This is a genomic window from Candidatus Brachybacter algidus (genome assembly GCF_016707225.1).
In the GTDB taxonomy this organism is placed as follows: Bacteria; Bacteroidota; Bacteroidia; order Chitinophagales; family Saprospiraceae; genus Parvibacillus; species Parvibacillus algidus.
Genome location: NZ_JADJID010000005.1, coordinates 281,103 through 307,418, shown reverse-complemented (window position 1 = coordinate 307,418; position 26,316 = coordinate 281,103). Strand labels below are relative to the sequence as shown.

Below are 26,316 nucleotides of genomic sequence, written 5' to 3'. Positions count from 1 at the left end.
CCCATTAGCACTTTTGCGTATTAGCACTTTAGCTTGTTACGTAAAAAAGATTCTTCGGTGGACACTAATACCTGGTTAATTGGTGCAATCTCAATATATTAAAGTAATAAATAACAAATAATAATTAACAAATAACAACTACTTCTTCCCCACCTTATAAAGCTTTCCCGAGTCCGTCACAGCATAAAGCGCACCATCTCTGCCATCGACGATGTCTCGGAATCGCTCTCCTTGGTCAGCTAATAACCTTTCTTCACCAACAACTTTATTATTTTCAATGACAAGACGACAGATGTGTGTTCCGCTTAGGCAAGCTACAAACAAGTTATTCTGCCATTCAGGAATTACTGATGAGGCATAAAATGAAATACCGCTCGGAGAAACAACCGGATCCCAATAGTAGACAGGTTGTTCCATACCTTCTTTCTGAGTAATGGCTTGACCAACAATTTCGCCGCTATATTCAATCCCATAAGTAATGGTCGGCCATCCATAATCTTTGCCTGATCTGATGATATTGATCTCGTCACCACCTCTAGGGCCAAATTCCGCTTCCCATAATTCTCCTGTGACGGGATGAATATCAATCCCCTGTGCATTTCTATTTCCATATGAATAGATCTCAGGCATAGCATCTTTAGTGTTGATAAATGGATTGCCCGGTGCCGGTTTTCCTTCTTTGGTAATTTTAAATATTTTTCCCAAACCTGACTTCAAGTTCTGTGCTTGCATCCGCCCTTCCATATGTGAACGTTCACCAGTACTTACGAATAGATTTTGATCTTTGTCAAAAGCTAATCTTGAACCAAAGTGCAGATCACTATCAAAGACAGGAAAAGCACGAAAGATAACCTTAATATCTTCTAATTTAGTTTCATCGGCTGACAGTCTTCCCTTTCCAACGGCAGTCAAATTGCCCTCATCATGTGGTTCTGAAAATGACCAATATATCATTCGATTACTAATAAAATCAGGATCTAAAGCAACATCCAATAATCCTCCTTGACCATCGTCATCTACTTTAGGCAAACCCTTTATTTCCTTTTGTTGGGATCCATCCAATCCCAAAATTTTCATTTTACCGGACTTTTCTGTAATCAAAAAGCGGTCGTCTGGCATTTGAATGATTGCCCATGGTCGTTTTAAATCTTTGGATAAAATTTTTACTTCATAAGGTGTTTTAGTTGCAACTTTATTTATTCTGGTTTGGCCTGGAAAAGCTGGTGGGTATTTGGTGTTGGCCTCCTGCGTTTCAACAGATTTTGAATTATTATTCGTTTGATCTTGTTTGATCTGCTTATTATTGGATTGGCAGCTCGCTAAGAAGTAGACAAGAAATGTACAAGAAAACAACAAATATTTTAAATTATTCATATGTAAAAGTTCTTAGTTAGAAAGTATTAGGGGGGGGTCCAATTTTTTATAATTATTACTGTAAAGGAATTTATTACATTTTTGATTCCTGGATTTTCACATCGCGTACTTGAGTCGTTGCACCCTGAGATAAGGTAAGATCAACCGGTTTATTGTTTTTCCAGCTACCTCTTGTAAAATCTGGAATATCCATAGTCTTAGATCTTTTTGCCACAGAATTTTGGCTTAAAATAGAGATAGAACTCCACGCCGCTGCATCGTAAACGTCCTGATCCAATGCGAGACCATTGCGTAGACAATCAATAAGTCTCCAATCCATCACGAAATCCATGCCACCATGTCCACCAACTTCTTTGGCGATCTTACCGATGTGTTCAATGACTGGTGGTGTATATTTTTTATACAAATTATCCATTTCAGTTTTGTCAATCCATTTATGTCCAAAAGCTATTCTCTCTGGAGAAGGATACTTCTGCGCCATGCCTTTCGTTCCGCTGAGAAGATGGATCCTCGAGTAAGGGCGGGGTGAGGTGACATCGTGTTGTATCATGATGGACTTACCTTTAGCAGTTTTGATGGTGGTCGTATTCATATTTCCACGGAAATTACTTTTAGTGAATTTTTGAATATCAGGATTCTTCAATGATTCTTCTTCCGCACGTTGGTGCATCATGAAGTCAGCTGTGCTAACTGATACCAAATAATCCATTTTATCGCCACGATTGATATCCAAACATTGTGCAATTGGCCCCAAGCCATGTGTTGGATATAATGACCCATTGTGATTTGCATTTTCCTTCAACCTCCAGTAATCAGCATAATACGTTTTGGAAAAATTTAAGTCCATCAGATCGTGTATGTAGGCGCCTTCAGCATGTATCAATTCTCCAAACAAACCGTTTCTTGTCATGTTGAGTGTGAGCATTTCAAAGTCGTCATAACAACAATTTTCGAGCATCATACAATGCTTTTTTGTCTTTTCTGACGTTTCTACAAGTTGCCAACATTCTTCCAGATTAGCTGCTGCAGGTACTTCAGTAGCTGCATGTTTACCAGCTTTCATCGCATATACGGACATCGGTGTATGCAGATGCCAGGGAGTACAAATATATACCAGGTCGATATCAAGGTCGCACAATCCTTTCCATCCATCTTCGGATCCAAAAAACTCTTTAACTTTTGGCAATTGCATAGCTAAAACAACCTTCTGAGCTTCGTCTACTTTGTCCTTGTATTTATCGCAAATGGCCACTATCTCTACTCCACCTAGGTATGATAACCGTCTTACTGCTTCATTACCCCGATTGCCCAAACCGATTATTCCGATTCTGACCTTGTCTATCTTTGGAGCCGCAAAACCACACATATTATGGCTTTGTTTACCTAAGTCTTTAAGTAAATCATCTTCTTCTGTGCTAAAACTCTTTGCGAATGATGGAATTCCCGTACCTACGAGTCCGAGACCAAGAGCTAATTTTTGTATGACGTTGCGACGACTAATCATATTTTGTATTTATTAGTTGTTAATTGTTATTCCTATTTGCAAAAAGGAAAATTATCCACTAAAATAGGAATTTATAGCGAACACAGATTAAATGCGAATTAACTATAATTTCTCCATATTAAATATGTCAATAATTACTAATTACTGACCACTGATAACTGACCACTGATTTTTGATTACTAATTACTGACCACTGATTACTAATTACTGAACACTGAATCTAATTCTTACTCAGCCAATCACCGAAACCAATCAATTCTTGTTCATGTCTTTTGAACCAATCATGTGATTCTTTAAGAGGTTTTTGCGTAATGTATCTTACAAAGGTTTCAAAATGTTTAGTTTTAGAAATTTCAAAATAAAATGGAATATAAAAAGCTGTCCAAATATCTTTCCGTTCTATATTTTGCTCACCCATAAGCGTAAATAAAGATTTCAGTTGAAAAGAAATATGCTCTAATTCTGATAATGTATCATTAGCAATTGTAGCTTCCAACCTATCTAAAAGAAGTTCGGCTGATGCAAATGTGGTATCTCTATCATTATCAAATACTATGTTAGTAATATCCGTATCAACCACATCTATGGTATTATTACTATTTAAATTTTTCTTAATAATATTAAATGCATCCAGCGACATTTTGGTATTGGGTTCAAGCAGTAAAAAGTAAGCTCCAGACAAAATAGCTTGAACTCGATTCTTTTTGAAATCATTCAACACCGCCAACATATAATGACTGGCAGTATGATTGGCACTCAGATCAATAGCTTTGATAAAATTCTCCTCCGCCAGATTTATTTGCTTAGCCTTCCAGTAATTAACACCAAGATTGTAATATAAAGTTGGGCTCCCTTTTGTTACTGCTATTGCCTCTTCCAATATAGCTGTGGATTCTACTGCTCTACCAAGCATATCAAATGCAGATGCTTTGACCAAATAAGCTTGACTTAGGTTTTTGTCTTTTTTTGCAATGACTTTATCAGATAAAATTATTGCTTTAACATAGTCCTTCAATCCAGCGTATGATAGGGCCATCTCATAATCTATGGTGGAATTGTTCGGTTCTAATAGCGCAGCTTTTTCATAATATTCAATCGCTTTAGCAAATTCACCATCATCATGAAATTTGACGCCTTGTTTAAGTAGCGATTCGGCATCCTCTTGTCCTATTAGGAGGAAAGGTAAAAGCATTGATAAAAGAATTAAATAATTTTTCATTGAGAATAAATTCAGTATTCGTAATCTGACACAAAATGCTAGATGGGATTCTCGTAAAAATATTATTATTTATTGATATATAATTAAAATTATGAATATAAAGGAGGTGAGAAGGTGAGGAAGTGAGAAGGTGAGAAGGTGAGAACAGGCTACCATATCCCTAACACTTCATTTATAAAGTTAGAAATTTGAAGTTAGAAATTTGAAGTTAGAAGTTAGAAAGAGGCTCCGTTAGTGATGTTGGTGTTACTATCATGCATTTAGATCTTGAACAATAGTTATCATTCTTCCACAATTATTACCCATTACCCATTACCTATTTTTGAAGTTAGAATGAGTGTCCGTAAGTGAAGTTGGTGTGACCATCCTGCCTCTACATCTTGAACAATTCTTATCATTCTTCCACAATTCTTATCATTCTTCCACAATTATTACCCATTTCCTAGTGCCCAATCTTTAAATTAGAAATTAGAAGTTAGAATGAGTTACAGAAGTAACGTTTGTCGTAATTAGAAAGACTCAACAGACACAAATCAAGCTAATCCGCTCAATCTTGGCCCATTTATAATTTATCATTAATAATTCCTAACCCATTTCACTCACCACCTCAGTAACCTCAGGAACCATTCTCTGAAGCATGCCTTCGATACCGGATTTAAGTGTGATAGTAGATGAAGGGCAACCACTACATGAACCTTGGAGGACCACAGTAACGACACCTTTATCATATGATTTGAATTCGATATTACCACCATCACCTTCAACGGCTGGTTTGACGACATTAACGATGAGATCTTTAATCTTTTGAACGATAGCAAGATCATCGCCGGTGTATTCTTTCTCGTGTTTTTCAGTTTCGAGTTTGGATTGCTCTTCCATGTAGCCATCATTCATGATAACTTTGCCGTCAGAAACATAAGTTTTGATGAATTCTTTCAGTCTTAACTGAACTTCTTCCCAGCCATAGTTCATTTCTTTGGTGATAGAAACAAAGTTGTTACATATATAAACACCTTTCACATATGGGAATTCAAAAAGAGATGTAGCCAAAGGTGACCATTCTTTTGCGCTTTCGGCTTCCCGAAAGTCAGCTGTGCCGCCCTGGAACAACATCTTATTGACAACAAATTTTAAGGATTCCGGATTGGGTGTTTCCTCAGTATATATAAGTATTGGTGATTTTACTGCTTGATCTTCCATTACGTTGTTTTTGTTATTAAGATTCAGAACAAAGAAAGGGAAAAAAAGTTAATTCCAAATAGGTATTAGTTGATTGGTTCACGCAAAGAGGCAAAGAAGAGCAAAGAATGTGGGGTTAAGTATCACTGAGATTCACAGAGCAGACATGGAGTGGCACAGAGATACACCAATGTAATAATAGATACAGAAAGATCTGTGCGAAATTTGACGACAGTCAAATCTCTCTGTGTTACTCAAAAAATCTACAATCAGTGTCTAGTTTCAAAATTAAGCTCAACTTCTAATTATTTATTCATTTTAAAAAAACTTTGTGCAACTCTGTGATATCTTCCTCCTGCCCACGCAGTGGCTACTTCCTAAGCTGTATCACAAAGATTGAGGAATTAAGTATCACTGAGATTCACAGAGCAGACGTGGAGTGGCACAGAGGTTGACTGATATAATAATAGATACAGACCAATCAGATCTAAATTTGACGACAGTCAAATCTCTCTGTGTTACTCAAAAAATCTACAATCAGTGTCTAGTTTCAAAATTAAGCTCAACTTCTAATTATTTATTCATTTTAAAAAAACTTTGTGCAACTCTGTGATATCTTCCTCCTGCCCACGCAGTGGCTACTTCCTAAGCTGTATCACAAAGATTCACAAAGATTGAGGGATTAATTATCACTGAGATTCACAGAGCAGACGTGGAGTGGCACAGAGGTTGACTGATATAATAATAGATACAGACCAATCAGATCTAAATTTGACGACAGTCAAATCTCTCTGTGTTACTCAAAAATCTACAATCAGTGTCTAGTTTCAAAATTAAGCTCAACTTCTAATTATTTATTCATTTTAAAAAAACTTTGTGCAACTCTGTGATATCTTCCTCCTGCCCACGCAGTAGCTACTCCCTAAGCTGTATCACAAAGATTCACAAAGATTGAGGGATTAATTATCACTGAGATTCACAGAGCAGACACGGAGTGGCACATAGATACACCAATGTAATAATAGATACAGAAAGATCTGTGCGAAATTTGACGACAGTCAAATCTCTCTGTGTTACTCAAAAAATCTACAATCAGTATCTAGTTTCAAAATTAAGCTCAACTTCTAATTATTTATTCATTTTAAAAAAACTTTGTGCAACTCTGTGATATCTTCCTCCTGCCCACGCAGTGGCTACTTCCTAAGGTGTATCACAAAGATTCACAAAGATTGAGGAATTAAGTATCACTGAGATTCACAGAGCAGACGTGGAGTGGCACAGAGGTTGACTGATATAATAATAGATACAGACCAATCAGATCTAAATTTGACGACAGTCAAATCTCTCTGTGTTACTCAAAAAATCTACAATCAGTGTCTAGTTTCAAAATTAAGTTCAACTTCTAATTATTTATTCATTTTAAAAAAACTTTGTGCAACTCTGTGATATCTTCCTCCTGCCCACGCAGTAGCTACTCCCTAAGCTGTATCACAAAGATTCACAAAGATTGAGGGATTAATTATCACTGAGATTCACAGAGCAGACGTGGAGTGGCACAGAGGTTGACTGATATAATAATAGATACAGACCAATCAGATCTAAATTTGACGACAGTCAAATCTCTCTGTGTTACTCAAAAAATCTACAATCAGTATCTAGTTTCAAAATTAAGCTCAACTTCTAATTATTTATTCAATTTAAAAAAACTTTGTGCAACTCTGTGATATCTTCCTCCTGCCCACGCAGTAGCTACTTCCTAAGCTGTATCACAAAGACACTAAGAAATCATTAAGCAGGAGTAGAAACATACGTGCAAATTCGTGCAATTATCTGCGAAGATGCATTCGAGATCCCGGGTTAAAAGACTGTATATTTCTGTAATTGTGAGACAAATCCTTATTATTTCCCGGTGAATACAGTCGAATTATAAAGATTAATTTTGCCGCGAATTGCACGAATGATGCTTCGCATCTAACACGAATTTTACATCCTTTTCGTTAACACAATAAAAAAAAGAGTTCACGCAATGAGGCAAAGAAGCGCAAAGGACAGGAAGAAATTGGTTTATTTTTAATACTTAATATAGGGCAGTTTCTCTTGGTGCACTTTGCGCGTCCTATCTTTGCGGACTCTTTGCGTGAACCCTATCCATACAACTCCACCATCACATTCTTTTTATCTATCTGCATCTGACTCTCCAGAATCCCCACCGCCTCATCGATCATCGCCTGCCAACCGCACAGCATAAATAATGGTTGAGGGCCATTATTATTATAAGTATTTTGGTAAATGGAATGCACATAACCCTTGTGAAATGGACCGTCACCCTCATATCTTGAAAGGGCAACATCCAACTTGAAATTTTTATACTTTCTGAAGTCAAGTAAATTAGGATAATAAAGCAAATCCTTTTCGTATCTAGTCCCAAAGATCAAGTGAAAATCAATGTGGTCGTATTCAGCATTTCCCAATGCCATCTGAAGCATAGCAAGGAATGGCGCCAGACCTGTGCCGGTGCATACCATGACGACTTTATAAGGTAATGTATCAGGAAGTACAAAAACGCCCTCCGGCCCTTTGAATTTCAGTTTATCACCCACTTTGATTTCATCACACAGGTATGCCGAACCTAGTCCACCTTCCATCTTTGCCACGCATAGTTCGATGATGCCTTCTTGGACATAGTTGGCGATAGAATAACTTTTCCATCGCTGAAGACGCTTCTCTCCTACAGGCAAATCAAATGTGATGAATTGCCCGGGAATAGCAGTGATCATTTCATCTGTTTCCGGATTGATCCAGATACGTTTGACTCTGTCGGTTTCAGAAATAGTTTTAATTACTTCTGCTTCGATCCATTTTGGCATGATGTTATGTTTTTTAATAATTATTCAACCCACTCCGGGTTTTTTTGACCAGTCTTTCTTTCCACGGGTTTCACCCGTGGCTAATTTTGTTCAACCCTTATCGGGGTTTTGAAACACCCCGCCTGTCGGCACCCCTCAAGAGGGGAAGCGCAGATCAGTCGCTCTAATTATATATAAATATCTTACTTGAAAATAGTTGTGTTTAATAATAGAAAGACTGGTATTTCTAACCAACCATTGTTTCTTTAATAAAATAACTTACAATTTTAGACCAGCAGCTCTTCCGCAGAATATAACTTAAGACCATACTCCTTTTCAGTTGCTTCTTTATAATCCTTCAATGGTTCTCTTCCGACAAACATCACGAAGTCGCCACCCCATGCGCCTAATGACTTGACCATTCCATTGAAATCAGGAAACATACGTCTTTTGATGGGTTCTATGTCCAGTAAGTAACCTATTGTTTCTTCGTGTATTTCAATGGCTTTGATAATATTGCCAACTTTTTCGCCATCCAGAATGTGATAAGCGAGTCGATTTACAAGATCTATCTTTTTAGAAACATCTACATTAGCCACTTTATCATGAAAGTTTTTGATGGCATCGGATGTACTTGCTTTTTGTCCTAAATACGCAAAACCTGCATATTCCAACAATACGGGTGGTCGACTGACTTTTCCAACCAATAGTTTATCTGCCATTTGAAAAACAATGGGAGAATCCGACATTCCGCATGCAATATCATAACCTGAACCACCAATTGTATTTTTCTGAAGTTCAAATGGATTAACTTCAAGCCATGCAGCTAGATTGACGATGAGACTGGAACTGCTTCCAAGACCCCATTCCATCGGCCAGTGTGTATTCGTCTCCACGGAATATGCCTGATTACCCAGTTCACGGCCACCCATTTTTCTTGCTTGTTCCAACATATGGATCAATTTATCAGCAACAATCGGATCGGAAGCAGAAATGACCTCGTATGGGCCATCTGTAGCAATCAAAGCATCGAACCATGGATTGCCTTCATGGTCAATGGCATTCCAAATGAGGGTCCCAGGGGCGCTCGCCATAGTGGTTACATCCATCGTCTGAGTCGCTTTCGTCGGCCAGGCAAGGCAGCGTGCACCTAGGAGGGCGAGGTATTCACCGGTGATCATTAACTTTCCGTGTGCGGTGTAAGTAACGGTCATTTGTAATTGTTAGTTGTTAATTATTAATTGTTATTTTAAAGACTCCCCCTAGCCCCCTCAAGAGGGGGAAATCACGCAAACATTACTTTACAGTCTAATCTTTTATTAGTGTAGGTCGGTTGCGCATCTCTTCCAAATAGTCACGCACTCCGGCATATGAAATGGTCTTGTCTGCAAAATGATCGTTGACTGCAAGGTTTTCTTCAGGAGTAACTTTCATCTGCCACAACATGTTCTGCAGGTGCATGCGCATATGGCCCTTCTGTATACCGGTAGTGACAAGGGACCGCACAGCACCAAAATTCTGTGCCAGTCCGGTCGCTGCTACGATCATCATCAATTCTTTGGCGGAAGGATTTCCCAATAGTTCGAGCGATCTTTTTGCCATCGGATGTAAGGTTGTAAGTCCTCCCACAGTTCCCAGAGCTAGTGGCACAGTTATTGAAAATTTAAATATTCCATTATCTAATGTACAGTTACTAAGACTTCTGTATTGCCCTGATTTTGCAGCATAAGCATGTCCACAAGCTTCAATAGCTCTATAGTCATTGCCAGTGGCGATAACAACTGCATCTATTCCGTTAAAAATCCCTTTGTTGTGGGTAGTTGCCCTGCTCACATCTACATTTGCTATGCGGACAGCCTTGTAAAAACGGTCTGCAAATGAAACGGGATCCAATCCGCTGATATCGGTAAGTTGATCTATCGGACACTCTACATAAGCCTCCACCAGACATTGTGGTGTATAATTGGTCAAAATGGACATGATGATCTCAAAATTATCTTGCCCTTCTGCCTGTAATTTATGAAACTCAAACCATTGTTTTAGCACAATTGCTGCGTTTTCAAGGACTGAATTGATGAAATTGGCACCCATCGAATTGCAGGTATCGAATTGGATATTCAACTTCTTAAAACCGGGTTCTTCATCGTTCATGTCGATAAATTCGATCTTGAGAATACCTCCACCTCTGGTCTCCATATTGGCGGTGATGTCCGCTGAAGCTAACCTTATTTTGGCGTCCAAATCGGACAAATGAAGTGTCAATTGTTTAAAATCTCCGGGCCACATAAAGTAGATGCAACCTTCCTTAATCGTAGAAATCACCCTTGCTTTGAATCCGCCTCTGGTCGACCAATATTTAGCTGCATTGGAAGCCGCAGCAACTACACTGCTTTCTTCTATGACCATCGGAATGGCATATTCTATGTCATTGATCACAAAATTAGGCGCGACACTGTAAGGCAGCACGAAATTGGAAATCGTATTTTCACTTAATCCATCGATGATCTTTTGGTCGTTTTCATCTTTAAACCAATAGCTGGAAAGCTCCTTCATGACATGTTCAGGATCCTTGAAGAAATTATTAACGATCCACTTTAGTTTTCCTCTTTTCGAAAGTTTGGAAAAACCCGCCACCGACTTATTTGACAATTCTTTATTCACTATATATATGATGACCCTGTGGTGCAGGATGTATGTAGAATAAAACTTTTAACAATTGGTTCAATGAAGTATCCTATTTTATTTTCAAAAATGCTTTGGCAAATAATAATCCATTGATTTGCTGCTGCACAAAGTTAGACAAAGCTTCTTCACTTTCTTGTGCATATTTTAGCATAGTACTTGCCTGGCCTATGACACATGGATAGGGTAATTGCTCCATCAAATAGTATCCGTCGAGGAAGTTTCTGACTCCCCCAGAAATGATGAATTGTTTGCACAACATGTCCTCTTTCAGGCGCCATTCAAGTTCGTCAATATATTGTATCATCTCATGAGCTGTGTGACCGACTCTCGCCAAAGACATAGAAGCTTCCATACCTTCTTTTGAGCCGCGCATTAATTCTAATTTGGCAAAATTTGTTCCACCAAACGCTGCGAATTCGATTGCTTCTAAAGGAAGTTTGAGCAATTCTTCCATGCTCTTCATGCCCATTCCCTGGCCAACTTCTTTGACTATAACAGGCAAATCAAGCTTTTCCAGCAATTGCTTAATAGTTTCAATTGGACTTCTGGTAAATCTGTCTCCACTAGGCTGCAGCCACTCCTGAAGTGGATTGACGTGGACTATGAGGCCGTCAGCAGAAACTTTCTTGACAAGATCTTTGATGACCTGAACATTACCATTTGCGATTAATTGTTCCACTTGAGCGATACCGAGGTTGGCATACAAAGGCATTTTGTCACCAAGATATTTTCGAACATCGAAATCTGCTAAGTGCTCATTGCTATACAACAAGCTTCTACAGGAACCGAGGCCCATACCGAAGCCAAAGCGGCCTGCTACTGTTGCAAGATTTTTATTGATCTTACTGGCCTTCTCTGTGCCACCTGTCATACTGGAAACCCAAAACGGTGCATTGAACGTCTTACCCAGAAATTCAGTAGGCTCCAAGGCTGACAAGTGAGCCGACAACATTGGTTCGTAAGAAAATCGATCATCATTCATCGCGGCTTCCGTCGCTGAGGCGAATGCAAGTTCGATGTGATCCTGCTTCCTTCCTTCCGGCTGAAAATCTGAATTTTTTAAGTCGTTTGTGTCGTGAGGCATTAACTGTTATGTTGGTTGCAGGGGCAAAGATAGGTCTAAAATAATGAACAATTAACAATGAATAATGAACAATTCTGTGTTGGACACCTGATTCCTCCTTGTAATGCCCCAAATAACAACTAACAATTAATAACTAACAATTAAAACTTAACCCGCCCCATCACACTATAATTATAATCCAGCTGAGAAGTAGGCAGATTATAATACAGCTCCGAACCAATATTAATATTGAAGTTTTTATCTCCCAATAATTGATAGGAAATAGATCCGGAAATTAATTCCTTTTTTGTGCCAAATATCTCTCCTGTAAATTGATTGATCAGGCTAAATACCTGATCACCAAATAGTGTAAAGTACCGGTCAAATTTTCTGTAACCGACACCAAAATACCAGGTATTATTGTCCACATCCAACGTCAGTGAATGACCAAAACCCTTGTCCCATGGTACAAGCGTATAGTCTTCATCATTCTTGAAACCGGAATAATTATACGAAACTGTATTATTCCATTTGCCCGCTTTTTTACTGACAGAAATCCCCAAACCATAATTAATTAATGATACGACATGTGCTTCTGAAATATCTATTTGCCCACCAAAATGATAAAATAAAGCAGTTGCATTAGCATCTATTTTCCAATCATTTTTATCAAATAAATGGAAATTAAAATTACTTCCCTGTGTGAATTTTTCTTGTGCAGAATCCCCTGTCACAATATTTTCCCGCCAATTGATCCAGACATCAGCATCCACCCATTTTGGTGTGTATTTAAACTGTGCACCGTATTCGATCGGATTCGCAAGGTATGCATCGACGCCCTGTAATTCTTGAGAAAGTCGATGTTCAGCCGGCCCTTCCAAAGTCCCCAAGACCACTTTTAGATCTTTGGTAAGTTTATACTGATAGGACAAGATGGGCAGCACGACAGATCTTAAAGGTCTTCCGAAGACAAACTGATAAAATATTCCACCCGTAAAAGAATGACCTTGCTTTTTATAACTAACCGACAGTTCATTATTCGCCCCCAAAGCCGAGAATCCAGGATATGCTTCCTTGATATATTCATTGTTTTTAAAGTACACCAGACTGTGTCCATGGATAGAAAATCCGTCATTCAAACTATCTATGACCGGAAATCTGTCAAAAAATGGCGTAACCTGGGCGCTCAACTTTCCGGAAATTAGAAGAAATACTGCAATTGTTTTCAGTGCTGTAAGAAAATATCGACGATGCCGAAGCCGAACGCTGCTTTTTTGAGGTGCTGAAAAGAAAATTCCAAAGACGAGGCATTCGAAGTATTTGAAATAAGGGAGTTTATAATTCATAAATGACCGTTTCAAATACGAGAATAACGAAGTATTTGGGATTTTATTAAAGCGCCATATTATCATGAGAGGTCTTTTTCAAACTGTATGGTATAAAGTTCAGAGTAGCGGCTTGCCGGATCTTCCAACAATTGGCTGTGACTGCCTCTTTCCAGAATCCTGCCATGCTCCAGCACCAGGATCTCGTCCGCATTCCGAATCGTAGAAAGACGGTGAGCAATGATAATGGCAGATCTGTTTTCCAACAATTTTTCTATAGCGTATTGTACGATTTCTTCTGTCTCGGAATCTATGCTGGCAGTCGCCTCATCCAATATAAGTATGGAAGGATTGTATACCAGCGCCCGCACCAAAGAGATCAATTGCCTCTGGCCCGAGGAAAGATTATGACCCCTTTCTGAAACCACAAAGTCATATCCATCCGGCAACATCATGATGAAGCGATGTGCATCCAACATTTTGGACGCTTCCTGAATATTCTCTTCTGTGATATCAGGATTATTGAGGGTGATATTGTCCCGCACAGAACCTGAAAAAAGGAAAACATCTTGCAGGACCAGACTGATATGGGAGCGAAGATTGACCTTTTGTATCGTGTTTAATTCTACTCCATCAAGCGTGATCGAGCCTTCTTCATAATCATAGAATCGGGTGAGTAAGTTGATAATGGTGGATTTACCACTGCCTGTGCTGCCGACGATGGCCATGGTTTTTCCTGCAGGTACTTCGAAGGATACGTCCCGAAGAATCGGACTGCCTTCTACGTATTCAAAGTTGACATGATCGAATACGATATTTCCTTTGACCTCTTCCAGAAAAACCTGGCCGGCATCTTCTGTCACAGCGGCATCATCTGTCAGTGCAAAGATTCGTTCAGCAGCGACAAGCCCCATCTGCATACTGTTGAACTTGTCGGCCAGCATCCTAATCGGTCGAAAAAGGGTATTCAGATATATTGGAAAAGCTACCATGGCACCCAGTGAAACGGTCTCATTCATGATTCCTCTTGCTCCCCACCAAACCATCAAACCAAGTGCAGCTGCCGAAATAATATCCACCACAGGAAAGAAAACTGCATAATAAAAGACAGAATCTAAGTTTGCCTTGGTATAATCTTTATTGATCTTTTTGAATTTATTCGCCTCCCGATCCTGTGCATTAAAAGCTTGAATGATGGTCATACCTGAGATGTGCTCTTGGAGAAAAGCATTCATATTGGCCAGTTGGGTGCGCACCCGTTGGTAAGAAACTTTGACCTTTTTGTTGAAGATAATGGTCGCAACCACCATGAGCGGCAGTGTCACGAGGCATGCCAGAGTCAGTTGCCAACTCGTCATAAACATAACAATTACGATGACAATGATGGCGATGAAGTCTGCGATAATGGTCAACATACCTTCCGAAAAGATGGTTTTTATGTTCTCAATGTCATTGATGACTCTGGTGATGTACATGCCTGTGGGTGTTTGATCGAAATGACGAACTCTTAAACCCACGATTTTGTTGAAAATTTCTATTCTGAGATCTTTGGTTACGTATTGCCCCAAAGCATCGGTAGCATAACTGAAAACATAACGCAACAATGACTCAATGATGACGAGTACTACGAGGACGATGCATATTTTGAATAGTCCTGACAGGTCGTTACTGATCACGTATTTGTCCACACCAATGTTCACCAGGTAAGGTCTTAAGGCGCCTAGTGGAGCCAGTAACAAGGCCAATGCGAGAGATAGATAGAATATCTTCTTAAACGAAAAGGATAGTTTAACTACGCGCCACAGTAACTTTATATCTACATTTTTAAACATATATTCCTTTCGAAGCTCAACGGTTTTAGGAATTAAATTGTTGAGGTTGTTGCAAAGTTACTTTTAAGAAGTGATTTTATGGGTATGGAAGTGATTTTTATTGATTTGATTATTATGGAAATAGAGATTAGATCGAAATCAACGCTGATGGTTATAAATCTTTATGGTGTAAAGAATGTAGATGCTGCGGAATTAATAACCGTTTGGAACCGTTCGCAACCGTTGTCGCAATAATTCCCTGATAAATAAATAGTTGCACCAGTCTTCGTTTATAAAAACAATACTTTTTTTATTGCAACTTTTAATACGGCCGTTGTTACGTCTAGCTTCTAGGATTTAGAAAGATATCAACTACAAAGAACCGTGAGCAACCGTTGCCAACAGTTGCCAACCGTTGCCAACCGTTAATCTCACATCATATTGAATTTCAAGATATTATTAATGCTGTCGTCTACAAAATCATCGACTTTTTAACTCTTTTTTCAAAAACAGCTCTTCAAAGTTGCCTCCCAAATTCAAAATAATGTGGAACATGAAACATTTGCTTTACACTTATTATTCTGGCAACTACATTCTATCAAATTTATTGCCCCAAAAACTATTTTATTACTTATTTAAATATTATTTTAACAGCCATTAAACCTTTTGACATTCCAGAGGTCAATAACTTTATAAAATAACTCCACGACATGGCTTCATTAAATACTTTTAATGGCAAACTAGGGAATCGGCTTGCAGCACACCTTTTGAGAAGAGGCACATTCAATTATAACATAGGCAGAATAAATGAATTCGCCGCCTATACTGCTGATGTCGCTGTCGACAAATTGTTAGGGCCACTATCCTATTCATTGGACCAACCTATCGACCCGGCTACCGGCCAACCATGGATCAATAATGGCACCGCTACAACAACAAATGCAGGCGCTCTAAAAAACTATTTGCGTTGCTGGGCGCTCAATGAAATGAAATTCGACCAAACAATCAACATGAAGATGGTTTTCTTCTTGCATAAAAGTTGGGTTACAAATGCCAATGAGGCAACCTCTGAGCGAGTCTATGACTATTTAGATTTAATCTCTAAATACACGTTGGGCAACTATAAAACGTTTGCGAAGAAAATGTCGATGGACAATCTCATGCTGGTGTATCTTAATAATACATCCAACACTAAAACTGCTCCAAACGAGAACTATGCACGTGAATTTTTTGAATTATTTACAATAGGGAAAGGACCTCAAATAGGTCCAGGTAATTATACTAATTATACAGAAGATGATGTAGTTACGGCCGCCAAATTATTGACAGGACTTAGATCATCAACCCGACTAACAGTCATTGATCCGGATACAGGCATATCCACAGGTAGACTGGCTTTGGCCAATCATAATACAGAAGACAAAACTTTCAGCGCTGCTTTTCAGAATACCAAAATCAAAGGCGCAAAAGTAGTTGATGACATGCTTCGAGAATTATCAGATTTTGTCGAGATGGTCTTCGCCCAAAAAGAAACAGCAAAATTATATGTCCGCCGATTATACAGATATTTTGTGTCTCAAAATATTTCTGCAGAGATTGAATCAGATATTGTCACGCCGCTTGCTGCGCAATTGATGAATGACAATTATGAGGTGCACAACACCATCAAAATGCTATTGACCTCAGAGCATTTCTATGATGCCGACGATTCTGACAACAAAGATGAGATCCTTGGGGCACTGATTAAATCACCTCTCGAATTGTACCTTGGAAGCACTAACTATTTTGAAATGGCATGGCCTGACCAGGCTACTCAACCGGCTAAATTGTATACTCACCTTAATAGGCTTGGCATAAGTGTCATACTAGATAATGGAGGCATGTCCTTCCTTGCTCCTTATGATGTGGCGGGTTATTCAGCTTACTATCAAGAACCGGCTTATGACAAATCCTGGTTTAACGCCAATACCATAATCTCAAGATACAAGTTGGCAGAAATGATGCAAACAGGCAAGTCGTACCTTGGAGGAAGTGCTACCAATGTGGTAATAAACCTTCCCCAATTTGTCAAGAATTCCGGACATTTTACAGACCCGGCAGATGTCTCATTACTTGTAGAGGAATTAGCGGAGAATATGTTCGCTGAAAAACCTGATAATGACCGCATTTCTTACTTTATAGAAAGTCTTTTAGATGGAGTGCCTGCAGAAGACTGGAAATACGAATGGGAAGCTTATGCTCAGGGAGGAAGTTCGGAAGAGGTAAACATCGGACTTAAGAACCTGATGACGGCTCTCATGTATTCTGAAGAATTCCAAATGCTTTAATCCATATCAACACCAACCTTTAATTCAAGTAAATCAAAAAATATGAAGAGGCGAAATTTTTTACGAATGACTGCTCCAGTTGCTTTCAGTCCACTTGTTCTCGATGGAAATATATTAAAACCTTTTATGTCAGCTTCTTTAAACAAGATGTTTAATTGTGAAGATGTCAATGACAGAGTGCTCGTAGTAGTGCAAATGAAAGGAGGAAATGACGGATTGAACTGCGTGGTTCCTACAAATCAGTACGATATGTACAAAAGTTTCAGGCCTACTATCGGAACTGACCTCAATAAATTGCTGACTTTGGACAGCAGCCTTTCCAATCAGGATCAAGTGAGCTTGCACCCAAATCTGGCTTCTTTCAAAGCGCTGTATGAAAAAGACGCGTTCGCAGTGGTTCAGGCAGTTGGTTATGCTAATTCAAATAAATCGCACTTCAAAGGAACAGACTTATGGCTGTCAGGCGGAGATAGTACACCGCAAAACTACAATCTAGGTTCAGGATGGATCGGAAGATATCTTGAAGCTTCTTATCCGGGACTTCCCGGCGAACCAACTGATGATTTTCCTGATCCATTAGGGATACAATTAGGTTCAAAACAGCAGTTTCTAGGTTTTCATACAGAGGAACAACATGAAGCAGGAATCAACCTTTCAGGGCAAGATCCCGGTGGGTTTTATTCTTTGATCTCTGAATTGGGTGGCATCCCACCTTCCGTAATTCCGGTTTCAGACTACGGACACAACCTGGATTATGTCATTGATGTGGAAAAATCCACTAGCAAATACTCAAATAGAGTTTCACAAGTTTTCAATCAAGGAACAAATCTCGGCTCATATGATGCAGACGTAGATCTTTCCAATCAGTTAAAAACTGTGGCCAGAATGATCAGTGGAGGCAGCAAGACAAAAATATATGTCGTCACGATAGGCAGTTTCGACACGCATAATGTTCAGGCAGATGGGACAACTCCCGAACAAGGAACACATGCCACCTTGCTCGAATCACTTTCAAATTCGATTCTAGCATTTCAGAATGATCTTGAACTCATGGGCCTTGACAACAGAGTTGCCGGTGTTACCTTCTCAGAATTTGGCAGAAGACCGAAGGAGAATGGATCCAAGGGCACGGATCATGGCACTATAGCTCCGATGTTTTTATTCGGAACTCCTATAAAATCAGGAGTATTTGGCACCAATGCTGACTTATCACTTGTAGGTGACGGTAATGACTTGATAGGAATGCAACATGACTATAGGAGTGTGTTTACAGCATTGCTGCAAGACTGGCTGGGAGCTTCAGACAATGTACTCGAATCTACACTTTTCGAGCCATACATCTCCAGCAAAACAGGTGTGATTGAGAATAATTATCTCGTATCACCGGACTGTTATATTGATACTTATTTGAGTACGTCTATTTTTAATAGAGCAGGTCAATTAAAATGTTATCCGAATCCAACGACGCAAGCCATCTTTATGGACATCGAATTGTCGGGACAGGGAACAGCAAGTCTGAAGATCTATGACATGAAAGGTCAATTGCAGAAAGTTAATTCTTCCTCTTATGTTACCGGCATCAATAAATTTGAAGTCTTGGTTGCAAACTTTGAGTCTGGGGCATATATAGTCCAGGTAAGTTTGAGTGGCAGTAGAAGGAATTATACGGGAAGGTTTGTGAAGATGTAAAGGCACAAGTTAAAAACTTGCGACAGCGATGAATTGTTGACTTTTGACCGCAAAGGCAATTTATTTCAATAAAAATAGTCCATTGAAAACTATCTTTTGTTCAAAGATTCTAATGGTGATTTGAGATAAATGAAATTAATTTAGCTCAGCAACATAATAAACTCATAAAACTAATTATTCATTTGATTGTAAAAGAGGTCACAAAGGTATTTCCGTCTTCGACTAAAATTTTAGCAAAGATGGAACTCTCCCTAGATTATTGGACTGACCACTGACCGCCGATCACTTATACTTTATATTCAAACTCAAAATATTCGAAGCCATTCCAGTAGACTTGCCATAGTGTCCGTATCGGATCTCTAATGTGTTGAAATGCTTCACTCCAAATCCACCGTTCAAAGGAGTGAACTTGCAACCAATGCCAGCAAAATAACTGGTAAAATCAGATAAATCATAATTACTGGTATAGAACATATCTGCTGTCGTATGTTCCTCAAAGCCATTAAAGTATTGTGCACCATTCTGCTTATAAAATCGATAGAATGGACTTAAAGAAAAGAATGGAGATAATTTTACCGGGACCTCAATGTTGAAAGTATGTGAACTTAATTTCCAATTATCAGCGTAATATCTGTAATAAGCTTTTATGATAATATTATCGCCGAGGAAATAACTGGATCTGATGGCTACAGGCAGTTTTAATCTGCTATCAGGCAGATTTTCCTGGTGTACTGAGTGGTCGTCAAAATAAACCCTATGAAAAGGAAGACTTAAATACCCTTGTTGTTTAACAATGTCGGCAATGAGTAGAATTTGCCAATTTTTATTAATAATCTGAGCGTAAGAAAGCGTTGCAGCATATGTATTACGCGAAGCAGTTCCATATCCATTTTCTCCTTGAGGTCTTAATTCAATTGGTTTTATGAGGGTAACCTGATCAGCAAATACCTGAACTTTTGCTGAAAATTCACCTGAGTTATCTTTCGTTTTTTTAGAATAATTGATGTTACCTCCAAATGAAAGATAATCAAATTCTGTTGAGGAAGATAAGCCTGCGCCTATAGTTTGTTTTTTTGTTTTGTTCTCCAAAGTATAATTTAGCGAAGGATAGAAACGATTGTCTGATGAGGAAGCTGAAGAATTTGCATTCAAATCTATTTTGTCGGATGAAGCTGAGGAATAATGATCGAGCCCGACTTCCAGATCAAGGGTATGGATTTTAAGAGGATCTTTTTGAAACAATAATTTTATGTCAAGTGAATTTGCAACATCCGTTAGTTTTTCCGTACCTATACCTCCGGTCACGGCAGAATTATTTCCTTCCTGATGATACAGGCTGGAGACAAGATTAATTTCTTCAATTTTTATTGTCTTTAATTTATATGGAGAAGTTGTATCCGGACCTTGAGCAATGACGCGGAAAAGACCAAAAAGTGCCAACCCAGTGAAAAATAATTTCTGCATTTATTTATTTAATTATAATTAATTTAATTGCAGCCACAGCCACCACCCACTTTACCCGAGCTTGCCCCGGATGACCCTTCTCTATAAGTTTGAAAACTCATTTCAGTCTTCTCTATTTTTCGGTTGGACAGCATCATTTCGGAATCATTTAACCTTCCTTTTTGATACTCTTTGACCGTCGTGCATGAAATAAATTGGCACGATACGATTAATATGAATACATTAAATATTATATTTTTCATTTCAAATTAATGTTTTGAGACGTGTAAATTTGGTTTTTGTCATCTATTATTAGACAATGAAGATCCGGAATTTGATCTATCATAAATAGGCCCGGCTTTATACCCATCACTGCTATTGGTGTAGCCATAGCATCTGCCAATTCTGCATTATTACTAATGACAGTTACACTTTTAATACCGGTGACAGGAAAACCTGTTTTCGGGTCAATCGTATGCGAGAATTTTTTGCCATTTATGATAATACATTTTTCGTAATTGCCCGAAGTAGCAATGGCTTTCCCTGAAATATTTAAACATGAAAATGCCGATGAAGGATGATCCGGATGCGCTATACCGATCGTCCAAGGTTTTCCGCTGGCTTGCGTTCCCCAAGTAGTAAGATCTCCACTCGCATTTATAATCCCACTTAATACATTTCGTTCCACGAGCTTTTTCTTAGCCATCTCGGCAGCATATCCCTTACCAATACCTCCAAAACCTATTCGCATGCCCTTATTTAATAACATTACTGACAGCTGTTCTTTATTGAGAATTATGTTTCTGTAATTGATTAGATAGACCATCTTTTTTGCAATTTCATGGCTTGGAAGAGCGGTCATGTTTGTGTCAAAATTCCAGAGCCCCTTGTCAATACTACCATATGTGATATCGAAAGCGCCCTGTGTCAAATTTGAAATGGTAATTGATCTTTCAATGAGTTTGAAAACCTCCTCATCGACGACCACAGGCTTTATTCCGGCATACTCATTGATCAGATTAGTTTGACTATTCGGATCGAAGGTTGTAAAAAGCTTTTCTATTCTTTGAATTTCAGCAATTGCAATATCTATATGACAATCTGCGGTAATTCTGTCTTCTGATACGACTGTGATGGTAAAGTTATTACCCATCAATCTGAGGCTCTTTGAAAAACTATTCATCGTAAATGATTTATTTTCTTAAGTTGCAATAAGCACTTACTTCTTTCGTCCATTCGTCGACTGTGACAAAAGGTAAGCCATCCCATTTTTTTAGGACTTTACCATCAGCATCTAGCAGCAACGTCAATGGGAAGCCGCCTTCTTTATTATATATTTCCGCTAAAGCTTCATTTGCTTTGATTTGTGAAGGATCTGCCATGTTTTTTTTCTTTCTAGGAAAGTCTGCATTGACTAATACCAATTTTTCACTTGCCATATCCATAAAGGTTTGGCTTCCAAAGTAATCTCTTTTTAATTTAATACAAGGCCCACACCAGTCTGATCCTGAAAAGTTTAATAGGATGAGTTTATTATCCTCTTTAGCAATGATTTTAGCTTTATTAAAATCTGTTAACCAAGTTACAGTTGGTAAAATGAAGCATAATAAGAGTAGTATTTTCATTTGTTGGAGAATTTATATTATTTCATGAAAACGAACATATTGATATTATAGTTTTTAACTCATTGGAAATTATATTAAAATATTCTTATTTATAGTCAATATTAATTGAATTGTTAATAAAAATATTCGTTTGGAATTTTGATTGGATATTAATTGAGATTACACCTATTAAGATTTTGTTTTGGCCTAATGCCTTAGTTACATATTCCGCTACCTTTTTCTTCTTTAAAAGCCGGCCAAAATTTTAAAAACAAAGGCTGTGAATCTTCGATTTGTCACTTATTAAAAGCTTGTGTCAAACCAATTAAGGAAGTAGGTAATGGAATTTTACGGTTACTGTAGGGACAGGTCGCGACCTGTCCCTACAGTAACTTTCTAATTTCAACTATCGAATCAAAACCGTTTGTAAAACATGAAAAATAAGACCATCCAATTGAGTAATTTTGTTATTCTCAAATACACAAAGTTATGTTCCTGCACGTACGTAAGATATTTTTCATTTTCACCTTCCTGGTTATCCTTGTATCCATATATTTATTTACCATCAATCCTGTGTACTTATGGTGGATGCTGCTGCCGATCATTTTTGTTATTATAGGCATTCTCGATATGATACAGAAGAAAAGTGCCATAATCAGAAACTTTCCTGTGGTCGGTCACCTGCGCGGCATGCTGTCAGGCTTCGGTCCGGAAATTCGCCAATATTTCGTAGAAAGTGATACCAATGGTACTCCCTTCAACAGATTGCAACGGAAAATCATCGAATCCAGGGCTAATAATATGGACGGTACTCATCCCTTTGGCACTGAACTTAATGTATATGAAGAAAACTATGAATGGATGCCCCATTCTATTTATCCGGTCGAGAAACTAAATGAAGCGCCAAGAGTGTTGATCGGTGAACATAATTGCGCAAAACCCTACTCCGCCTCTTTGCTGAATATATCAGCTATGAGTTACGGTTCTCTTAGTAAAAATGCCATCGTAGCACTAAATAAAGGTGCACAACTCGGTGGATTTTATCATAATACCGGAGAAGGTGGAGTGTCACACTATCATCTGGAATCAGGAGGAGATCTCGTTTATCAGCTCGGTACCGGCTACTTCGGATGTCGGGCAGAAGACGGAAACTTTGATCCAGAAAAATTTAAAATAACTGCAGCTTCTGAATCAGTTAAAATGATCGAACTAAAGCTCTCCCAGGGTGCTAAACCAGGTCATGGAGGCATTCTACCTGCTAAAAAGAATACGGAGGAAATTGCAAAAATCAGGGGAATTAAACCATTTACAGTTGTCCATTCTCCAGCACATCACAAAGCTTTCAGCGATGCCATAGGTTTGGTAAATTTCATAGAAAAACTCAGAGATCTGAGTGGAGGTAAACCAACAGGATTCAAGCTTTGCGTCGGATTAAAATCAGAATTTGAGGATTTGTGCACCGTCATGCGTGACACCGGTAAACTACCGGATTTTATTTCTATCGATGGTGGTGAAGGTGGCACAGGAGCTGCTCCTTTAGAGTTTACAAATTCTGTGGGCATGCCTTTAGAAGATGGGTTGGTCTTCGCAGTCGATACTTTGAAAAAATATGGTTTAAAAGATAAGATCAAAATCAATGCTACCGGTAAAGTTGCCACAGCATTCGACATTTATAAAATGCTCTCACTTGGCGCAGATCTTTGTTGTAGCGCACGTGGGATGATGATCTCATTAGGTTGTATACAGGCACTTGAATGTGATAAAAATACTTGCCCTACAGGAGTTGCAACTCAAAACGAAGCCTTAATGGGCGGTCTTGTGATCGAAGACAAATATCGGAAAGTCTACAATTTTCACAAAAACACCATTTCTTCCTTCCTAGAAATCATGGCAGCTGCAGGCATCAGTGACTTAGATCATTTTAGTCGCAAGCTTGTCTTCCAAAGAACTAATAGCTATAGTTCAAGATCGTATGCGGAGATTTATCCGGAGGATAGGAAGTGAGAGGGTTAGAAAGTGAGTAAGTGAGAAGGAGAGAAGGTGATTGGTTAGTAAATACAATTCTCAGAAGGATATTTTTAGCCCTGAATGGGCGTCTTCTCCCAGCCAATTGCGAAAGCTTTTGGCTGATAATTTGAATAAACGAATCTGGAATTGGGGCAAAAAGTGAGGCTGCGAGAATGTGAAAGGGTGAGAGGGTGAGTAGGTGATAGGGTGAGAAAGGCGTTCCGTAAGGTATGCTTTCAACATCACCCATCATTTATAATTTATAATTTGCCATTTTTTTGCCCTTTAATTTTCAACAATCCACCTTTATTGATTCTCGTCACCTCTCAGCACCCGATACCTTTGTCTTGCATCAACAGAGAAGACACTGCCGCTATAATCATTAAATAATTTTTCATAAAGTTCTTTGGCCTTTTCCTTATCGTTGAGCTGATAGTCGTAAAGTTGTGCCAATTCGTAAAGGGCATTGTCAGCGCGTATTTCTTCTTTATAATCAGCAATTATCTTTTCATAAGTAGATACAGCCTTAGGATAATTTTTCTGTTTTTCGAAAATATGTGCCTGAGCATACAGAATATCATCATCGAGCGCGTGTCCTGGAAATTTCTTCAACAATGAATCCAATTTGACCGTAGCTTCGGTAAGCAAGTTTCTATAAATTAGCAATTCTGTGGCGGCATAAAGTTTCAATGCTTCGTCGGTAGAGTCAAGTCCCATATTGTCCATGATGAATACACTTTGATCGATAGCGTCATTTGAAATCAACCTGGATGTGGCAGTTTTAAGAGCATTAAACTGTGCCTGCGCCCAACCAAAATCTCCTACATAGTAGGACAATTTTGCATTTTTATACCTTGCTTCCTGACCAAGCGGACCTTCTTTAAAGTCTTTATCTACCTGAGAATAAAGCAAAGAAGCATCCCAGCGTTCACCTTTGATAAGCAAATAATCTGCCAAGCGAATCTTGAGTTCGGCAAGGACAGGTGGATTGGCATATTTCCTATCTACTAAATCCTGCAATACCTGAATTGCTTTGTCCAGATTTTTTCGGTATATAAGAAGGAATTCTGCGTAATCGTAGGTAGCATAAACGGTCATGCCTGTTTCTTGGTAGGCATTTATATAATCATTAAATTCCTTATCAATTTGTAATTGATCAATCTCAGAGATTTCAGTATTTAAAATACTTTTCTCAACCATTGATTTCAATCTGTACCTTCCCGCCTCAAAGAAATATGGACTCCCCGAACCCTTGGTCATAATATAATTATAACCTTGAATGGCAGTTTCAAATTGACCTTCATTATAAGCAGTCATAGACAGATTATATACCTTGATCATGTTATTTCCGGTCTGTATATCCAATGCCTTAAGCTGTCGCAATGCATTGGCAAAGTCTTTTTTCTGAATATATATCCAGGAAAGCAATTCTATTAATTGAGGATTCTGAGGGTCTTCCTGAACTTTTTCGAATACCGCTTTTAATAAACCATCATATTCCTTTGGCTCGCGGAATGTTCGCTGTACCGTGGTAGTAATGTAATTTAGTATGCTTGGATCCTGCTTCAGCATACTCAGATAGGTCAATAGCATTTTGTCTTGCTGGCCTGTTTTGAGATAAAGATTTGCTAGATCAGTGGCAAACATGCCGGGAGTGTTCAATATTTTTTCACCTTTTTCCAACACTTGAATGGCATAATCAGACTTTCCGAGACGGTCAAATGACCTTGAAACGTTGAGCAGCATATTTGGGTTCTGGGGCAGATTGGCAAGCACGTAGGCATATTGCTTTTCGGCTTCGTCATTTTTATTTATCTTAGTCAAGAGTGCTGCATTCGTGATTCTCAATGTAAGTTGATTTGGATTTTGCTGGATAGCTTCGTTCATAACCTGCAGGGCCTTGTCATAATCCTTGAGGGCTATAAAACATTCAGTGAGTGTATGAAGTAATTGCTCGTTGGACTTATTTTTGTTCCACAACTCTTTGTAAATGATGGCAGCCTTTTCATATTCACCATCTTGGAAATACTGTATACCCAGCTGCATATTCTGCGCTGTGGCAGCCTTAATAGAAATTATACTAACAATTAAAATAAATAAAATACGTTTCATAGGATCATTTAATGCTGCGAAAATATTGCATTTTTTATCATAATGCTCTATTTATTCAAAATGTAAGCAAATGATGTTATAGAAACGAATAGTTGAAATAAATGTTTTAGTCTATTGTCATGCATTTG

General features: G+C 38.5%; 18 protein-coding genes. 3 read left to right on the top strand and 15 right to left on the bottom strand.

The genetic code is table 11. The features are described from left to right. Window positions 1-138: 138 nt before the first annotated feature. The 10 genes from IPI15_RS15725 to IPI15_RS15680 all read right to left on the bottom strand — a co-directional run bounded on the left by IPI15_RS15725 (window position 139) and on the right by IPI15_RS15680 (window position 15,027). On the bottom strand, window positions 139-1,374 hold the full coding sequence (locus IPI15_RS15725) for a PQQ-dependent sugar dehydrogenase (protein ID WP_287405479.1): 1,236 nt from the start codon (window positions 1,372-1,374) through the stop codon (window positions 139-141). 73 nt (window positions 1,375-1,447) lie between these two features. Next, window positions 1,448-2,878, bottom strand: a complete 1,431-nt coding sequence (locus IPI15_RS15720) for a Gfo/Idh/MocA family protein (RefSeq protein WP_287405478.1) — start codon at window positions 2,876-2,878, stop codon at window positions 1,448-1,450. 220 nt (window positions 2,879-3,098) lie between these two features. Next, entirely contained in the window at window positions 3,099-4,097 is a 999-nt protein-coding gene (locus IPI15_RS15715) for a tetratricopeptide repeat protein (protein ID WP_287405477.1), read from the bottom strand. A 585-nt stretch (window positions 4,098-4,682) separates the two neighbouring features. Further along, window positions 4,683-5,297, bottom strand: a complete 615-nt coding sequence (locus IPI15_RS15710; protein ID WP_287421168.1) for a NifU family protein — start codon at window positions 5,295-5,297, stop codon at window positions 4,683-4,685. A gap of 2,123 nt (window positions 5,298-7,420) precedes the next feature. Beyond that, entirely contained in the window at window positions 7,421-8,143 is a 723-nt protein-coding gene (locus tag IPI15_RS15705) for a ferredoxin--NADP reductase (RefSeq protein ID WP_287405475.1), read from the bottom strand. Window positions 8,144-8,409: 266 nt separating this feature from the next. After that, entirely contained in the window at window positions 8,410-9,336 is a 927-nt protein-coding gene (locus IPI15_RS15700) for a GYDIA family GHMP kinase (RefSeq protein WP_287405474.1), read from the bottom strand. A gap of 94 nt (window positions 9,337-9,430) precedes the next feature. Beyond that, a complete protein-coding gene (locus IPI15_RS15695) occupies window positions 9,431-10,783 on the bottom strand; it encodes a hydroxymethylglutaryl-coenzyme A reductase family protein (RefSeq protein ID WP_287405473.1) in 1,353 nt (450 codons plus the stop codon). Window positions 10,784-10,856: 73 nt separating this feature from the next. Then, window positions 10,857-11,891 carry a beta/alpha barrel domain-containing protein gene (locus IPI15_RS15690; RefSeq protein WP_287405472.1) on the bottom strand — a complete coding sequence of 345 codons (1,035 nt, stop codon included), beginning with the start codon at window positions 11,889-11,891 and terminating at the stop codon, window positions 10,857-10,859. Window positions 11,892-12,031: 140 nt separating this feature from the next. Continuing rightward, entirely contained in the window at window positions 12,032-13,216 is a 1,185-nt protein-coding gene (locus tag IPI15_RS15685) for a lipid A deacylase (RefSeq protein ID WP_287421166.1), read from the bottom strand. A gap of 62 nt (window positions 13,217-13,278) precedes the next feature. Continuing rightward, window positions 13,279-15,027 carry an ABC transporter ATP-binding protein gene (locus IPI15_RS15680; protein WP_287405470.1) on the bottom strand — a complete coding sequence of 583 codons (1,749 nt, stop codon included), beginning with the start codon at window positions 15,025-15,027 and terminating at the stop codon, window positions 13,279-13,281. A gap of 689 nt (window positions 15,028-15,716) precedes the next feature. Here IPI15_RS15680 and IPI15_RS15675 point away from each other — a divergent pair. Together IPI15_RS15675 and IPI15_RS15670 are read left to right on the top strand one after the other, a co-directional pair. Beyond that, on the top strand, window positions 15,717-17,333 hold the full coding sequence (locus IPI15_RS15675; RefSeq protein ID WP_287405469.1) for a DUF1800 family protein: 1,617 nt from the start codon (window positions 15,717-15,719) through the stop codon (window positions 17,331-17,333). Between the two features lie 66 nt (window positions 17,334-17,399). Then, a complete protein-coding gene (locus IPI15_RS15670; protein ID WP_287421164.1) occupies window positions 17,400-19,022 on the top strand; it encodes a DUF1501 domain-containing protein in 1,623 nt (540 codons plus the stop codon). A 282-nt stretch (window positions 19,023-19,304) separates the two neighbouring features. Here the strand turns inward: IPI15_RS15670 and IPI15_RS15665 are convergent, their stop codons facing one another. Genes IPI15_RS15665 through IPI15_RS15650 form a run of 4 tightly spaced genes read right to left on the bottom strand, consistent with a single transcriptional unit; the run spans window position 19,305 to window position 22,090 of the window. Next, window positions 19,305-20,486, bottom strand: a complete 1,182-nt coding sequence (locus tag IPI15_RS15665; RefSeq protein WP_287405467.1) for a DUF3570 domain-containing protein — start codon at window positions 20,484-20,486, stop codon at window positions 19,305-19,307. A gap of 23 nt (window positions 20,487-20,509) precedes the next feature. Continuing rightward, the gene (locus tag IPI15_RS15660; protein ID WP_287405466.1) at window positions 20,510-20,728 is read right to left on the bottom strand and encodes a DUF4266 domain-containing protein; all 219 of its coding nucleotides are present in this window, start codon (window positions 20,726-20,728) and stop codon (window positions 20,510-20,512) included. After that, window positions 20,725-21,648, bottom strand: a complete 924-nt coding sequence (locus tag IPI15_RS15655) for an FAD:protein FMN transferase (protein ID WP_287421162.1) — start codon at window positions 21,646-21,648, stop codon at window positions 20,725-20,727. The genes IPI15_RS15660 and IPI15_RS15655 overlap by 4 nt, the downstream gene beginning before the upstream one ends. A gap of 10 nt (window positions 21,649-21,658) precedes the next feature. After that, window positions 21,659-22,090 carry a thioredoxin family protein gene (locus IPI15_RS15650; protein ID WP_287421160.1) on the bottom strand — a complete coding sequence of 144 codons (432 nt, stop codon included), beginning with the start codon at window positions 22,088-22,090 and terminating at the stop codon, window positions 21,659-21,661. Between the two features lie 468 nt (window positions 22,091-22,558). Here IPI15_RS15650 and IPI15_RS15645 point away from each other — a divergent pair, with 468 nt between their 5' ends. Beyond that, window positions 22,559-24,073 carry an FMN-binding glutamate synthase family protein gene (locus tag IPI15_RS15645; protein ID WP_287405463.1) on the top strand — a complete coding sequence of 505 codons (1,515 nt, stop codon included), beginning with the start codon at window positions 22,559-22,561 and terminating at the stop codon, window positions 24,071-24,073. Between the two features lie 309 nt (window positions 24,074-24,382). Here IPI15_RS15645 and IPI15_RS15640 read toward each other — a convergent pair whose 3' ends face one another. Beyond that, window positions 24,383-26,188: a tetratricopeptide repeat protein gene (locus IPI15_RS15640; RefSeq protein ID WP_287421157.1), complete on the bottom strand. Its 1,806-nt coding sequence runs from the start codon at window positions 26,186-26,188 to the stop codon at window positions 24,383-24,385. Window positions 26,189-26,316: the final 128 nt, after the last annotated feature.

Coding starts and splice junctions, on each gene's coding strand:
- IPI15_RS15725 (WP_287405479.1), bottom strand. CDS start 1,374: ATGAATAATTTAAAATATTTGTTGTTTTCTTGTACATTTCTTGTCTAC.
- IPI15_RS15720 (WP_287405478.1), bottom strand. CDS start 2,878: ATGATTAGTCGTCGCAACGTCATACAAAAATTAGCTCTTGGTCTCGGA.
- IPI15_RS15715 (WP_287405477.1), bottom strand. CDS start 4,097: ATGAAAAATTATTTAATTCTTTTATCAATGCTTTTACCTTTCCTCCTA.
- IPI15_RS15710 (WP_287421168.1), bottom strand. CDS start 5,297: ATGGAAGATCAAGCAGTAAAATCACCAATACTTATATATACTGAGGAA.
- IPI15_RS15705 (WP_287405475.1), bottom strand. CDS start 8,143: ATGCCAAAATGGATCGAAGCAGAAGTAATTAAAACTATTTCTGAAACC.
- IPI15_RS15700 (WP_287405474.1), bottom strand. CDS start 9,336: ATGACCGTTACTTACACCGCACACGGAAAGTTAATGATCACCGGTGAA.
- IPI15_RS15690 (WP_287405472.1), bottom strand. CDS start 11,891: ATGCCTCACGACACAAACGACTTAAAAAATTCAGATTTTCAGCCGGAA.
- IPI15_RS15685 (WP_287421166.1), bottom strand. CDS start 13,216: ATGAATTATAAACTCCCTTATTTCAAATACTTCGAATGCCTCGTCTTT.
- IPI15_RS15680 (WP_287405470.1), bottom strand. CDS start 15,027: ATGTTTAAAAATGTAGATATAAAGTTACTGTGGCGCGTAGTTAAACTA.
- IPI15_RS15675 (WP_287405469.1), top strand. CDS start 15,717: ATGGCTTCATTAAATACTTTTAATGGCAAACTAGGGAATCGGCTTGCA.
- IPI15_RS15670 (WP_287421164.1), top strand. CDS start 17,400: ATGACTGCTCCAGTTGCTTTCAGTCCACTTGTTCTCGATGGAAATATA.
- IPI15_RS15665 (WP_287405467.1), bottom strand. CDS start 20,486: ATGCAGAAATTATTTTTCACTGGGTTGGCACTTTTTGGTCTTTTCCGC.
- IPI15_RS15660 (WP_287405466.1), bottom strand. CDS start 20,728: ATGAAAAATATAATATTTAATGTATTCATATTAATCGTATCGTGCCAA.
- IPI15_RS15655 (WP_287421162.1), bottom strand. CDS start 21,648: ATGAATAGTTTTTCAAAGAGCCTCAGATTGATGGGTAATAACTTTACC.
- IPI15_RS15650 (WP_287421160.1), bottom strand. CDS start 22,090: ATGAAAATACTACTCTTATTATGCTTCATTTTACCAACTGTAACTTGG.
- IPI15_RS15645 (WP_287405463.1), top strand. CDS start 22,559: ATGTTCCTGCACGTACGTAAGATATTTTTCATTTTCACCTTCCTGGTT.
- IPI15_RS15640 (WP_287421157.1), bottom strand. CDS start 26,188: ATGAAACGTATTTTATTTATTTTAATTGTTAGTATAATTTCTATTAAG.